Raw genomic sequence first — 13,870 nt, forward strand, 5'->3', positions numbered from 1 at the left:
TGTCGTGGGTGGGCGGTGGTGGGCCGCTGCGCAAGATCGGGTTGGGGTGCTTGGGGCCTTCACCACTGCGCAGCCAGCGGCGGTGTACGCAGAACAGGTCGGCCATTTCGTCAAGACGCGCCAACGGAACACCGCGCTTGAACCAGTTGTTGACGTGCTGGGGTGTGACGCTGCGCTGGGCGGCGAAATCGGAAGGGGTCAAGCCACATTCGTGAAGCAGGGCTTTGAGGCGGTCACCGGATGTGTTCATGGCCGCGAGTGTAGCGGCCGTGTGCCAGTGCGGATATGAACCGGGTGTTGATGCGCTTTGTGCGAAAAGTGCTTGGTTGTAGGGCGTTGCAGTAGGGCGGCGTAGGACTTTTTACTGGCCGGGCCATCGTGAGCGCATAAAAAAACCCCGCCTGGGCGGGGTTCTTCAGCAATCGGTATCAGCCCTTGTAGGCAGCAACCGATTTGGTGATCGCGGCGCGGGCGGCGTCGGCGCCATCCCAGCCTTCGATCTTGACCCACTTGCCCTTCTCGAGATCTTTGTAGTTCGCGAAGAAGTGCTCGATCTGCTGGATCAGCAGGGCCGGCAGGTCGGTGTATTCCTTGACGTCGACATACAGCTGGGACAGCTTATCGTGCGGAACAGCGATGACCTTGGCGTCGCCGCCGCCGTCGTCGGTCATGTTCAGGATGCCGACCGGGCGGGCGCGGATGACCGAACCTGGGGCAACCGGGTAAGGGGTCACGACCAGCACGTCCAGCGGATCACCGTCGTCGGCCAGGGTGTTCGGGATAAAGCCATAGTTGGCTGGGTAGAACATCGGGGTAGCCATGAAACGGTCGACGAACAGGGTGTCGCTGTCCTTGTCGATTTCGTATTTGATCGGCGCGTGGTTGGCCGGGATCTCGATGGCGACGTAGATGTCGTTCGGCAGGTCTTTGCCCGCCGGAATCTTGCTGTAGCTCATTGGGCAGTGCCCCCGTGTTTGACCAAAAAGTGGCGGCGATTATAGGCACATTCCGCCAGGGCATGCCACGCCTGCCCTGATGTGCGGCCGCGTCAGGCGTGGCTTTCGCGGTAAGCGGGGTGTTCGGCCTGCAACCGGCCAAGGCGCGCCAAAGGGTCCTGGCGGTAGAACAGCGACAGTTGCTGGTACACCTGTGGGTAGGCCTGCTGCAGCAGGTCGGGGGCGCTGAAGAAATATTCGCTGGTGACGGCAAAGAATTCCGCCGGGTTTTCCGCCGCGTACGGGTCGATGGCGGTTTCGGCGTCGGGGTTCAGGTCCAGCTGGCGATTGAGGTCGTCATAGGCCTGTTGCATGGCACTCGCCCATTCATCCACCGGCATGCCGCTGTGCAGCGGCGGCAGGCCGTTGGCATCGCCGTTGAGCATGTCGAGCTTGTGCGCCAGCTCATGGATGACCAGGTTGTAGGCCTCCCACCCACCGCTGGCCAGCACACCGTTCCAGGCCAGAATCACCGGGCCCTGTTGCCAGGCTTCGCCGCTGTGCTCGCCGTCCCACACGTGCTCCACGCCGCTGGCGTCGCGGTGGCGCTGGGGGCTTTTGAAGTCGTCGGGGTAGAGGATGATCTCGTGAAAGCCCTGGTACCAGTTCAGCTCGCCCAGGTGCAGCAAAGGCAGCTGGGCCTGGGCCGCCAGGAACAAGCGCTGCTCGTCGCTTGGCTCGACACCGGGCAGGGTGGTCAGGTGCTTTTCGTGCAGAAACAGGATGCAGGCTTCGCGCAACCAGTGGTCTTCTTCAGTGCTGATGCCGTCGAGTAACGGCAAGTGCTCGCGAACGGCCTGCCATTGCTCGGGGGCGATCGGGTAGCGCGCCAGGGTACGCTGGCGCCGCCAGGCGCTGAAAGACCACATGGCGGTGCTCAGTGCGCCTTGGCTGTACGGCCCAGGCGACCGCGCAGCAGGCCGAGCACCATCGGTACCAGCGACAGGAAGATGATGCCGACCACCATCAACGACAGATGCTGCTTGATGAACGGCACGTTGCCGAAGAAGTAACCCAAGGTCACCAGGCCACCCACCCACAGCAGCGAACCGGCGACGCTGAAACCCAGGAAACGCGGGTAGTGCATGTGGGCGATGCCGGCGACGAACGGCGCGAAGGTGCGCAAGATCGGCAGGAAGCGCGCCAGGGTCACGGTCTTGCCGCCATGGCGCTCATAGAATTCGTGGGTGCGCTGCAGGTAGTCGCGGCGGAATATTTTCGAGTTAGGGTTGTTGAACAACCGCTCGCCGGCCGTTCGGCCTATCACGTAATTGGTACTGTCACCCAGGATTGCCGCGGCCATCAGCAGGCCCGCCAGCAGCACCGGGTCCATGCCGCCACCGGCCGCCACGGCGCCGGCGATGAACAGCAGCGAATCGCCCGGCAGGAACGGCATCACCACCAGGCCGGTTTCGCAGAAGATCACGGTGAACAGGATGGCGTAGATCCAGGGACCGTAATTGGTGACCAGCAGATCGAGGTAAGCATCGAGATGCAGGATAAGGTCCAGCGGGTTGAAATCCATGTACAGCACCTGTGTTCTTGGGCGTAGGCTCAGTTACCTGGGGATGGGTAAACTTTCACACATGACAAGTGGGCCATTATACGGCGAAGTGAGGATCATGCCCGGGGAGTTTGTAGCGGGGGGTTACCGGAGGCGGCATGGCCTGCACTGGCCGCTTCGCGGCTGAACCCGCGAAGCGGCCGGAACAGGTCAATCCGGCTGGATCGGCAGGATGTAGCTCTCGAACTCGGTGTCCTTGCGAAACCCGATGGACGCGTAGGTCTTGCGCGCCGCCTCGTTATTGGCGCTGGTCGAAACCCGCATGCGTACGGCATTGGTCTCTTTGGCCATCTTCTTCGCTTTGCGCATCAGGTGATCGGCCACCAACATGCGCCGCGAGTCCTCGGCCACGTAGATGTCGTTGAGGATCCACACGCGCTTGAGCGACAGCGACGAAAAGCTCGGGTACAGCTGGCAGAAGCCCAGCAGCTTGCCGTCGTCGTCATCGGGCAGTGCCAGATAGATCACCGACTCATCGCGTTTCAGGCGTTTTTCCAGAAAGCTGCGCGAGCTGTCCGGGTAGGGCAATTGCCCATAGAACTCGCGGTATTTGACGAACAGCGGGGTCAGCAGGTCGAGGTGTTCCAGGGTTGCCTTGATGATACGCATGTGCGGCCCTCAGGATCCATTTGGGGAAACAGCGGTTTGCGAGTCGCGCTCGACAGCATGCTGCCCAATGCGGGCGAGAAGCGCAATCCGCCTTCCGTGACATGATTTTTACTCTTTTCCGAGTAGGAAGTTTCCTTTTTGGCTGGCGGGGGTATCGCTCTCGAGGCTATGGACCTCGGCTTCGTCCTTCAGATTCACCCCGGAAAGCTGCCGGCGACAGGCCTCACGCATCAAGTACAGCAGGCGGTGGGCCGCCATGCCGTAGCTCAGGCCTTCCAGGCGCACGTTGGAGATGCAGTTGCGGTAGGCGTCAGTCAGGCCGACCCGTGGTGCGTAGGTGAAATACAGGCCGAGGCTGTCGGGCGAGCTCAACCCCGGGCGTTCGCCGATCAGCATCACGGTCATGCGTGCGCCGAGCAACTCGCCCACCTCGTCGGCCACCGCCACCCGGCCCTGCTCCACCAGCACCACCGGGGCGCTGGTCCAGCCGTCGGCTGCGGCCTGTTCCTCGAAACGGGTCAAAAAAGGCAGGGTGTGGCGGTGCACGGCCAGGGCTGAGAGGCCGTCGGCGACCACGATGGCCAGGTCGACGCCGCCCGGGTTGGCCTCGGCATGCTGACGCAGGGCCGCAATCGAGTCTTCGTTCAGCCGTCGCCCCAGGTCGGGGCGTTGTAGGTACTGGTCGCGGTCGCTGGCGGCGCTGTGCACCACCAGGCTGTCGCGCCCGCGCTCAGTAAGTTGGGCCGTCAGCCCCGCATGGTCGAACGGCAGGTGCACGGCATCGCGGGCTTGGGCGTGGGCGAACTGGAAGTCCAGTTGCGCACCGGTCGGCAGGCTGGTGCCGGCGCGGCCCAGGGCGATACGGGCCGGGGTCAGGGTGCGCAGGGCCAGCCAGGGGTTGTCGGGGGTTGCTGTGCGATGGTCCATGGTCATCCCTATGCAAGCTGCGCCAAGGCCTGGCGGAATGCCGGCGGCAGGTTTTCACCGAAGCGCACCCGGCCATCGGCCTGGGTAAAGATGCCGGTACGCGCCAGCCATGCCTCGAATTCCGGGCCGGGCTTGAGGCCCAGGGTCTGGCGCGCATACAGCGCGTCATGGAACGAGGTGGTCTGGTAGTTGAGCATGATGTCGTCGGAGCCTGGGATACCCATGATGAAGTTGATACCGGCCACGCCCAGCAGGGTGAGCAGGGTGTCCATGTCGTCCTGGTCGGCTTCGGCGTGGTTGGTGTAGCAGATGTCGCAGCCCATGGGCACGCCAAGCAGCTTGCCGCAGAAATGGTCCTCGAGGCCGGCACGGATGATCTGCTTGCCGTTGTACAGGTACTCGGGGCCGATGAAGCCGACCACGGTGTTGACCAGGAACGGCTTGAAATGCCGGGCCACGGCGTAGGCGCGGGTCTCGCAGGTCTGTTGGTCGACGCCATGGTGGGCATTGGCCGACAGGGCGCTGCCCTGGCCGGTTTCGAAGTACATGAGGTTTTGCCCGAGGGTGCCGCGCTTGAGCGACAGGCCCGCTTCGTAGCCTTCCTGCAACACGTTGAGGTTGATGCCAAAGCCGGCGTTGGCTGCTTCGGTGCCGGCGATCGACTGGAACACCAGGTCCAGCGGTACGCCCCGGTTGATCGCTTCGATCGAGGTGGTGACGTGGGTCAGCACGCAGGCCTGGGTGGGGATGTCGTAGCGCTGGATGATGGCGTCGAGCATCTCCAGCAGGGCGCAGATCGAGGCGATGCTGTCGGTGGCCGGGTTGATGCCGATCATGGCGTCGCCGTTGCCGTACAACAGGCCGTCGAGAATGCTGGCGGCAATCCCGGCTGGCTCGTCGGTTGGATGATTGGGCTGCAGGCGGGTCGACAGGCGCCCACGCAGGCCCATGGTGCCGCGAAAACGGGTGACCACGCGGATTTTCTGCGCCACCAGGATCAGGTCCTGAACGCGCATGATCTTCGACACCGCCGCCGCCATCTCCGGTGTCAGGCCCGGTGCCAGGGCACGCAGGCTGTCTTCGTCGGCCTCCTCGCTGAGCAGCCAGTCGCGCAGGCCGCCTACGGTCAGGTGGCTGACCGGCGCGAAGGCCTGGGCGTCGTGGGTGTCGATGATCAGGCGGGTGACCTCGTCCGCTTCGTAGGGGATCAGCGCCTCGCTCAGAAAGTGCGTGAGCGGGATGTTGGCCAAGGCCATCTGCGCGGCGACCCGCTCGCCGTCATTGCTGGCGGCGACACCCGCGAGGAAATCCCCCGAACGTGCGGGGCTGGCCTTGGCCATCACGTCCTTGAGGCTGTCGAAGCGGTAGACCAGGTGGCCTACCGTGTGTACGAAACTTGCCATACAGATTCTCCAGAGCGCCGCGGGGCTGGCCCGCGGCGGGTGTCGGCGATCAGTGCAGGGCCTCTTCGGCCTTCTGGATCGCGGCGAATTCCTCTTCCGGTGTGCCCGCTACCAGGTGGTGGCGGCTGTAGAAAGCAAAGTAGGCAATTAATACTCCATAGATCACCGCAGCGCCAATCACAACCCGTGGGTCGACCAGGAAGCCCGCCACCACGGCGATGCACGCCAATACCAGGGCGACGCCGGAGGTGAAGATGCCGCCCGGCGTGCGATACGGCCGTTCCATTTTCGGCCGGCGGATACGCAGGGTGATGTGCGCAGCCATCATCAGTACGTAGGACAGCGTCGCGCCGAACACCGCGACCAGGATCAACAGGTCACCCTGGCCGGTCAGCGACAGGCCGAAACCGATGAGGCCGGGGATGATCAGCGCCAGTACCGGTGCCTTGCTCTTGTTGGTTTGGGAGAGCTTGCGCGGCAGGTAGCCCGCACGGGACAGCGCGAAGATCTGCCGTGAATAGGCATAGATGATCGAGAAGAAGCTGGCGATCAGGCCTGCCAGGCCCACCAAGTTGACGAAGCTGCCCATCCAGGTGGAGCCGCCATAGGCTTTGGACAGTGCCTCGACCAGCGGGTTGCCCGAGGCCTTGAGTGCTTCGGAACCCGCAGCGCCAGGGCCGACCACCAGAATCAGCAGGGCGAAGGCCAGCAATACCAGCATCGCGCCGATCAGGCCGCGTGGCAGGTCGCGTTTCGGGTTCTTGGTCTCTTCGGCGGCCAGTGGCACACCTTCGACAGCGAGGAAGAACCAGATCGCATAGGGGATCGCGGCCCACACGCCGACATAGCCGAACGGCAGGAAGCTGCTGGCGCCTGCGGCGTCCGTCTTGGCGATGTCGAACAGGTTGGCTGCATCAAAATGGGGCACCATGCTCACCAGGAACACGGCCAGGGCAATGGCGGCGATGGCGGTGATGATGAACATCAGTTTCAGCGCTTCACCCACCCCGAAGATGTGGATGCCGATGAACACGATGTAGAAGGCCAGGTAGATGACCCAGCCGCCGATGCCGAACAGCGATTCACAATAGGCGCCGATGAACACGGCGATGGCGGCCGGGGCAATGGCGTATTCGATGAGGATGGCCGTACCGGTGAGAAAGCCGCCCCAAGGGCCGAATGCGCTGCGGGCGAAGCCGTAGCCACCGCCTGCGGTGGGGATCATCGACGACAGTTCGGCCAGCGAGAAGCACATGCACAGGTACATGGTGGCCATCAGCAGGGTGGCGAGGAACATGCCGCCCCAGCCGCCTTGGGCCAGGCCGAAGTTCCACCCGGCGTAGTCGCCGGAGATCACATAGGCGACCCCAAGGCCGACCAGCAACACCCAGCCGGCGGCGCCTTTTTTCAGTTCACGTTGCTGGAAATAGTCTGAACCGACCTTTTCGAAGTCGACGGAAGAGCCTGCCGGCGCATTGCCGGAATGATCGCTGGGCATAGTTTCACCTGTTGTTTTTCTTGGTGGCCGGAGGGGTTCCGGCCGATGGTGATGGGTACTGCAGGAAGCGAGCCATGGAGCTACAAGCCGCAAGCTACAAGGCTCAAGAAAAAGCAGTTGGGTGCTGTACCCGCTGTTTCTTGCAGCTTGTAGCTTGCAACTTGAAGCTGTTTTTCTAGAAGAAGCCCAGCGGGTTGATGTCGTAGCTCACCAGCAGGTTCTTGGTCTGCTGGTAGTGATCGAGCATCATCTTGTGGGTCTCGCGGCCAACGCCGGACTTCTTGTAACCGCCGAACGCGGCATGCGCCGGGTACAGGTGGTAGCAGTTGGTCCACACGCGGCCGGCCTTGATGCCGCGGCCCATGCGGTAGGCGCGGTTGATGTCGCGGGTCCACACGCCGGCACCGAGGCCGAACTCGGTGTCGTTGGCAATCGCCAGTGCTTCGGCTTCGTCCTTGAAGGTGGTGACGCTGACCACCGGGCCGAAGATTTCCTCCTGGAACACCCGCATGCGGTTGTTGCCCTTGAGCAGGGTCGGCTGGATGTAGTAACCGGTCGACAGCGCGCCTTCGAGTTTTTCCACCTTGCCGCCGGTCAGCAGCTCGGCGCCTTCTTCCTTGGCGATTTCCAGGTACGACAGGATCTTCTCGAACTGTTGCTGCGATGCCTGGGCGCCGACCATGGTGTCGGTATCCAGCGGGTCGCCGCGCTTGATCTGCAGGACCTTCTTCATCACCACTTCCATGAACTGCGGGTAGATCGACTCCTGCACCAGCGCACGCGACGGGCAGGTGCACACTTCGCCTTGGTTGAAGAATGCCAGCACCATGCCCTCGGCGGCCTTGTCGATGAAGCTTGGCTCGGCCTGCATGATGTCTTCGAAGTACACGTTAGGCGACTTGCCGCCCAGTTCGACGGTGGACGGGATGATGTTCTCGGCAGCGCATTTCATGATGTGCGAGCCGACCGGGGTCGAGCCGGTAAATGCGATTTTGGCGATACGTTTGCTGGTAGCCAACGCTTCGCCCGCTTCGCGGCCATAACCCTGGACCACGTTGAGCACGCCTTTGGGCAGCAGGTCGCCGATCAGTTCCATCAGTACGGTGATACCCAGCGGCGTCTGCTCGGCGGGTTTGAGCACCACGCAGTTGCCTGCGGCCAGGGCCGGGGCGAGTTTCCACGCGGCCATCAGCAGCGGGAAGTTCCACGGGATGATCTGCCCGACCACGCCCAGTGGCTCGTGAATGTGATAGGAGACGGTGCCTTCGTTGATCTCGGCGGCGCCGCCTTCCTGGGCGCGGATGCAGCCGGCGAAGTAACGGAAGTGATCGACCGCCAGCGGGATGTCGGCATTCAGGGTTTCGCGGACCGGCTTGCCGTTGTCCCAGGTTTCGGTAATGGCCAGCACTTCAAGGTTCTGTTCGATGCGGTCGGCGATCTTCAGCAGAACATTGGAACGGTCCTGGACCGAGGTGCGGCCCCAGGCGTCGGCGGCGGCGTGGGCGGCATCCAGGGCCTTGTCGATGTCTTCGGCAGTGGAGCGGGGAAACTCCGCGATCAGCTTGCCATTCACCGGGGAGGTGTTTTCGAAGTACTGCCCCTTGACCGGTGCTACGAACTCACCACCGATGTAGTTGCCGTAGCGGCTCTTGAAGGAAACCTTCGCGCCTTCGGTACCGGGATGTGCGTAACGCATGGTGTGTCTCCTGGCTATTGTGTTTGTTAGGGAGTTGAGAAGCGTAGAGCAAAGGTTGGGCCAGTGTTTTGAGGGCCATCAAAATCAACCACTTGGGGCGGTTTTGTGAAACACGCCGGCCACCGCTGCGCCAGGGCTGGCACGGCCCGGGTGACACTTTGTACCGTTTGCGACACGCAGCGGTACGCTGCATTGCAAAGCCCCGCCGGGTGGAGGATGCTGGCTGAACGCTCTATCTGCGGAGAACGACAACAAATGCAGAGCAACCACCTGAGTCGCCATGCCCAGCAAGTGCACACCATTGCCCATGGTGAAGCTGGGGAGGGCGGCAGTGACCCGGCCATCGCGCGTTCCTGGCTGCGCTGTCTTGAGGAGCACCACCTCGACCCGACGCTGATCGAAGCCCCTGTGGTGCTCGAGCACGGGCGCCTGCTGGAAAGCCGCGAGCGCCTGCGTCAGGTGCTGAAAATTGCCGACAGCGAGATGAACAGCCTGCATCAGCAGCTCTCTGGCGCCGGCCATGCGGTGCTGCTGACCGATGCCCGCGGGGTGATCCTCAACTGTGTCAGCGCACCCACCGAGCGGCGTATCTTCGAGCGGGCGGGGTTGTGGCTGGGCGCAGATTGGAGCGAGGCGCGCGAAGGCACCAACGGCATCGGTACCTGCCTAGTCGAGCGCCAGGCACTGACCATTCATCAGCACGAGCATTTTCGTGGCCGCCACACCGGCCTGACCTGCTCGGCAAGCCCCGTGTTCGACCCGCATGGCGATCTGTTGGCGGTGCTCGACGTGTCGTCGGCGCGGCCGGATGTCTCGCGTCAGAGCCAGTTCCACACCATGGCCCTGGTCAACCTGTCGGCCAAGATGATCGAGAGCTGTTACTTCCTGCGTCATTTCGAACAGCAATGGCTGCTGCGTTTTCATCTGCACGCCGAGTCGGTCGGCTTGTTCAGCGAGGGCTTGCTGGCCTTCGAAGCTGATGGGCGGATCTGCGCGGCCAACCAGAGCGCGCTCAACCTGCTGGGTACCGTGCGCGGGGGCGTGCTGGGCAAACCGGTGGAGCGTTTTTTTGCCTGCAGCCACGACGAACTGTTCAGCCGCGCCGTACCCGGCGGCAGTACCGTCTGGCCGTTGCACACGCGTGACGGCCGCCAGGTGTTCGCCAGCCTGCGTGGCCAGGCGCGCACGCCGGTGTGGTCGGTGCCGCTCGGCCACCCTCGGCCCCCGCGCGAAGCAGAACCCGGTATCTGCCTGCTCGACCCGGCGCTGCAAAATGACTTTCGCCGCTGTGTGCGGGTGTTCGAACGTGATGTGCCGCTGCTGCTGCGCGGCGAGACCGGTTGCGGCAAGGAGGCGTTCGCGCAGGCGGTGCACCAGGCCAGCCAGCGATGCGGCAAACCGTTCGTGGCGGTCAACTGCGCCTCTATTCCGGAGAGCCTGATCGAGAGCGAACTGTTCGGTTATCGCGGTGGCAGCTTTACCGGCGCGCGCAAGGAAGGCATGCGCGGCAAGCTGTTGCAGGCCGATGGCGGCACGTTGCTGCTGGACGAGATCGGTGACATGCCGCTGGCCTTGCAGACGCGGTTGTTGCGGGTACTGGAAGAGCGCCAGGTGGTACCGATTGGCGGCGAGCCCCAGGCCGTGGACGTGCGCATCGTCAGTGCGACCCACCGCGACCTGCTGGAGCGGGTGGCGCAGGGCACGTTCCGCGAGGACCTGTATTACCGCCTCAATGGCCTGGAAGTGGCCCTGCCGGCGGTGCGCGAGCGCAGTGACAAGGGCCAGTTGCTGGACTTTCTGCTGCATCAGGAAGCGCAGGGGCAGCCCGTGCAGCTCGAGCCTGATGCACGGCACGCGTTGCTGCAGTTCCCGTGGCCCGGCAACGTGCGGCAGATGCGCAACACACTGCGCACCCTGGTAGCGCTCTGCGATAACGGCCGCATCGAGTCTGCCGACCTACCGACCATCTTCCACAACACCGCCCCCCCATCTTCCGCGACTACTGCATACCCCGATCGCAACCCAAGCCCGCCGCTACAAGACGCCGAGCGCCAAGCCCTGCTGACGGTACTGGAGGCAAACCGCTGGCACTTGACCCGCGTCGCCGAGCATCTGGGCATCAGCCGAAATACCTTGTATCGAAAACTGCGCAAACACGGCATAGCACGGGCCGGCTGAGCGAAACAGCGGGTGCGATTTCCTGCGCCCTGGGCTACCCTGCCTCGATGTTTTGCGAGGTCGACCATGCATATTCACATTCTCGGTATTTGCGGCACGTTCATGGGTTCCCTGGCGGTGCTGGCCAAAGCGCTTGGCCACCGCGTCACCGGCTCCGACGCCAATGTCTATCCCCCGATGAGCACCCAGCTCGAAGCCCAGGGCATCGAGCTGACCCAAGGCTATGACCCGGCTCAGCTAGACCCGGCACCCGACCTGGTAGTGGTCGGCAACGCAATGTCGCGGGGCAACCCGGCGGTGGAGTACGTGCTGAACAAGGGCCTGCCCTACGTCTCTGGCCCGCAGTGGCTGGCCGACCACGTGCTGCAGGGCCGCTGGGTACTGGCCGTTGCCGGTACCCATGGCAAGACCACCACCAGCAGCATGCTGGCCTGGGTGCTGGAGCACGCCGGCATGAGCCCGGGGTTCCTGATTGGCGGTGTGCCGCAGAACTTCTCGGTGTCGGCGCGCCTGGGCGACACCCCGTTCTTCGTGGTCGAGGCCGATGAGTACGACAGTGCGTTCTTCGATAAACGTTCGAAGTTCGTCCACTACCACCCGCGCACGGCCATCCTCAACAACCTTGAGTTCGATCACGCAGACATCTTCCCTGACCTTGCGTCCATCGAGCGGCAGTTCCACCACCTGGTGCGCACTATCCCGAGCGAAGGCCTGGTGATTCACCCCACCACCGAGCAGGCGCTGGAACGCGTCATCGGCATGGGCTGCTGGACCCCGGTACAAACCACCGGTGAAGGCGGGCAGTGGCAGGCGCGCCTGCTCAGCGCCGATGGTTCGCGCTTTGAAGTGCTGTTCGAGGGCGAGGCCCAGGGCGTGGTCGACTGGCCATTGACCGGGCAGCACAACGTCGCCAACGCCTTGGCCACCCTGGCCGCCGCGCGCCATGTAGGCGTGGTGCCAGCCATGGGCATCGCCGGGCTGAGCGCCTTCAAGAGCGTCAAGCGGCGCATGGAGACGGTCGCCGAGGTGCAGGGCGTGACCATCTATGACGATTTCGCCCACCACCCGACCGCCATCGCCACCACCCTCGACGGCCTGCGCAAGCGTGTGGGCGAAGCGCCGGTGATCGCGGTGATCGAGCCGCGCTCCAACTCGATGAAGCTGGGCGCCCACCGTGACGGCCTGCCGGAAAGCGTCAACGACGCCGACCAGGTGATCTGGTACGCCCCGGCCAACCTGGGCTGGGACCTGGCCGCCACGGCAGCGCAGTGCAAGGTGCCGAGCGTGGTTGCCGACAGCCTGGAGGCGATCATCGAGCGCATCAAAGGCCAGGCCCGCCCCGGCACCCACGTGGTGATCATGAGCAACGGCGGCTTCGGCGGCCTGCACGGCAAGTTGGCCGAGGCGCTCAAATGAACGGGCCGCAGCGCATCACCCTGGCCATGACGGGCGCCTCTGGCGCTCAATATGGCCTGCGCCTGCTCGACTGCCTGGTGCGTGAGGACCGCGAGGTGCACTTCCTCATTTCCAAGGCCGCGCAGTTGGTGATGTCTACCGAAACCGACGTGTTGCTGCCGCCCAAGCCCCAGGCGATGCAGGCGTTTCTGACCGAGTACACCGGCGCTGCCGATGGGCAGATCCGCGTGTATGGCAAGGAAGACTGGATGTCGCCGGTGGCCTCGGGCTCCGGCGCGCCGGCGGCGATGGTGGTGGTGCCATGCTCTACCGGCACCTTGTCGGCGATTGCCACCGGTGCTTGCAACAACCTGATCGAGCGTGCCGCCGACGTCACCCTCAAAGAGCGCCGTCAGTTGATTCTGGTACCGCGCGAGGCGCCGTTCTCGACCATTCACCTGGAGAACATGCTGAAGCTCTCGCAGATGGGCGCGGTCATTCTGCCGGCGGCCCCGGGCTTCTACCATCAGCCACAGACCATCGACGACCTGATCGATTTCGTCGTAGCGCGCATTCTCAACCTGCTGGACATCCCCCAGGACATGCTGCCGCGTTGGGGCGAGCATCACTTTGGGGCGGATGATTGAAACGCGCACTGTCGGGGCTGGTGGCGCTGACGCTGCTGAGTGGATGTGCCACGGTGCGCACGCTGGATGCCAACAAGCCGGGCGCACCGGTGGTGTACGCCGGCACCCGGTTGGACCTGTATGTGATGAATGGCGGGTGCTGCCCGAAGGATCACTTCGGGGCTGAGGCCCCGGGATACCCAGGGTTGGACCTGCCCGGCAGTATGTTGCTGGACACCCTGCTGCTGCCGTTATCACTGCTGACGGCAGCGGGGGTCGGCTTCCAGGCTACCGGCGGCCTTTGATTGCCTACGCTATATCTTGCCCAGCCGGCGCAGTTCATCCGACTCGATGACCCGCACCCCGTCTTCTTCCTCCAGCGCCAAGCGCCATAGCGCCCGTGCCAGTGTGCAAGCCTCGATACCCCGGTACTTGCCAGGTATCAGCTTGGAAAACGGTGAAATCAGCTGTTCGCCGAGCCGAGGCTCGATGCGGTCCCCTAGCAGCAGCGAGGGCCGGACGATGGTCAATTGCGGCCAGTCCTGGGCCTTGAGCGCTTCTTCCATTTCGCCCTTGACCCGGTTGTAGAAGATCGATGACTTAGGGTCGGCGCCGAGTGCGCTGACCACCAGCAGATGCCGCGCACCCAGCTCGCGGGCACGTTTGCTGAAGGCCACCACCATGTCCAGGTCCACGGCGCGGAACGCCGACTCGGAGCCAGCCTGCTTGAGTGTGGTCCCCAGGCAGCAATAGGCGATATCCACCCGCCCCGCCAACTGCGGTAGGAACACCGCCGGGTCACCCACCGGGTTTTCCAGGTGTGGGTGTTCGGCCAGTGGCCGGCGCGTAGGCGCCAGTACCCGGCTGATGGTCGGCTCGTTGAGCAGGCGGTCGAGCAGGTGTTCACCCGTCAGACCCGTGGCACCGGCAAGCAGGACATGCTGAGGCGTCAAATACATGATGTCTCTCCCTTGTTACA

14 protein-coding genes are annotated in these 13,870 nt (G+C 63.8%); 4 read left to right on the forward strand and 10 right to left on the reverse strand.

Annotation, left to right across the window (positions count from 1 at the left end):
- From HU766_RS22290 to HU766_RS22330, 9 genes are all read right to left on the reverse strand, one after another.
- On the reverse strand, positions 1-250 hold a 250-nt coding region (locus HU766_RS22290), incomplete at its 3' end, for a helix-turn-helix transcriptional regulator (RefSeq protein ID WP_186660643.1).
- Between the two features lie 178 nt (positions 251-428).
- On the reverse strand, positions 429-956 hold the full coding sequence (gene ppa, locus HU766_RS22295) for an inorganic diphosphatase (RefSeq protein ID WP_016497835.1): 528 nt from the start codon (positions 954-956) through the stop codon (positions 429-431).
- A 92-nt stretch (positions 957-1,048) separates the two neighbouring features.
- Positions 1,049-1,864 (reverse strand): M90 family metallopeptidase, encoded by an 816-nt coding sequence (locus tag HU766_RS22300; protein WP_186660645.1) that lies wholly within the window; start codon positions 1,862-1,864, stop codon positions 1,049-1,051.
- An 8-nt stretch (positions 1,865-1,872) separates the two neighbouring features.
- Entirely contained in the window at positions 1,873-2,520 is a 648-nt protein-coding gene (locus HU766_RS22305) for a DedA family protein (protein WP_033703417.1), read from the reverse strand.
- Positions 2,521-2,709: 189 nt separating this feature from the next.
- Entirely contained in the window at positions 2,710-3,168 is a 459-nt protein-coding gene (locus HU766_RS22310; protein WP_186660647.1) for a GNAT family N-acetyltransferase, read from the reverse strand.
- Positions 3,169-3,276: 108 nt separating this feature from the next.
- Positions 3,277-4,095, reverse strand: coding sequence for an ethanolamine ammonia-lyase subunit EutC (gene eutC, locus HU766_RS22315; protein ID WP_186660649.1), 819 nt, complete (start codon positions 4,093-4,095; stop codon positions 3,277-3,279).
- An 8-nt stretch (positions 4,096-4,103) separates the two neighbouring features.
- Positions 4,104-5,498 carry an ethanolamine ammonia-lyase subunit EutB gene (locus tag HU766_RS22320; protein WP_186660651.1) on the reverse strand — a complete coding sequence of 465 codons (1,395 nt, stop codon included), beginning with the start codon at positions 5,496-5,498 and terminating at the stop codon, positions 4,104-4,106.
- 49 nt (positions 5,499-5,547) lie between these two features.
- On the reverse strand, positions 5,548-6,996 hold the full coding sequence (gene eat / locus HU766_RS22325; RefSeq protein WP_033703412.1) for an ethanolamine permease: 1,449 nt from the start codon (positions 6,994-6,996) through the stop codon (positions 5,548-5,550).
- Between the two features lie 175 nt (positions 6,997-7,171).
- Positions 7,172-8,692, reverse strand: a complete 1,521-nt coding sequence (locus tag HU766_RS22330) for an aldehyde dehydrogenase family protein (RefSeq protein ID WP_033703411.1) — start codon at positions 8,690-8,692, stop codon at positions 7,172-7,174.
- Between the two features lie 255 nt (positions 8,693-8,947).
- On the opposite strand from HU766_RS22330, the gene HU766_RS22335 reads away from it, so the two are divergent.
- The 4 genes from HU766_RS22335 to HU766_RS22350 all read left to right on the forward strand — a co-directional run bounded on the left by HU766_RS22335 (position 8,948) and on the right by HU766_RS22350 (position 13,196).
- Positions 8,948-10,870: a sigma-54-dependent Fis family transcriptional regulator gene (locus HU766_RS22335; RefSeq protein ID WP_186660653.1), complete on the forward strand. Its 1,923-nt coding sequence runs from the start codon at positions 8,948-8,950 to the stop codon at positions 10,868-10,870.
- 66 nt (positions 10,871-10,936) lie between these two features.
- Positions 10,937-12,286, forward strand: a complete 1,350-nt coding sequence (gene mpl / locus HU766_RS22340; RefSeq protein ID WP_047583487.1) for a UDP-N-acetylmuramate:L-alanyl-gamma-D-glutamyl-meso-diaminopimelate ligase — start codon at positions 10,937-10,939, stop codon at positions 12,284-12,286.
- Complete coding sequence (gene ubiX / locus HU766_RS22345; RefSeq protein WP_186660655.1) at positions 12,283-12,912, forward strand: flavin prenyltransferase UbiX; 630 nt, start codon at positions 12,283-12,285, stop codon at positions 12,910-12,912. The genes mpl and ubiX overlap by 4 nt, the downstream gene beginning before the upstream one ends.
- A complete protein-coding gene (locus tag HU766_RS22350) occupies positions 12,909-13,196 on the forward strand; it encodes a YceK/YidQ family lipoprotein (protein ID WP_033703407.1) in 288 nt (95 codons plus the stop codon). Before ubiX ends, HU766_RS22350 begins: the two co-directional genes overlap by 4 nt.
- A gap of 9 nt (positions 13,197-13,205) precedes the next feature.
- On the opposite strand, the gene HU766_RS22355 is transcribed toward HU766_RS22350, so the two are convergent.
- On the reverse strand, positions 13,206-13,850 hold the full coding sequence (locus HU766_RS22355; protein WP_033703405.1) for an oxidoreductase: 645 nt from the start codon (positions 13,848-13,850) through the stop codon (positions 13,206-13,208).
- Between the last annotated feature and the right edge of the window lie 20 nt (positions 13,851-13,870).

Origin of the sequence: Pseudomonas sp. SWRI77, from assembly GCF_014269105.1 — a bacterium.
GTDB classification, from domain to species: Bacteria; Pseudomonadota; Gammaproteobacteria; order Pseudomonadales; family Pseudomonadaceae; genus Aquipseudomonas; species Aquipseudomonas capeferrum.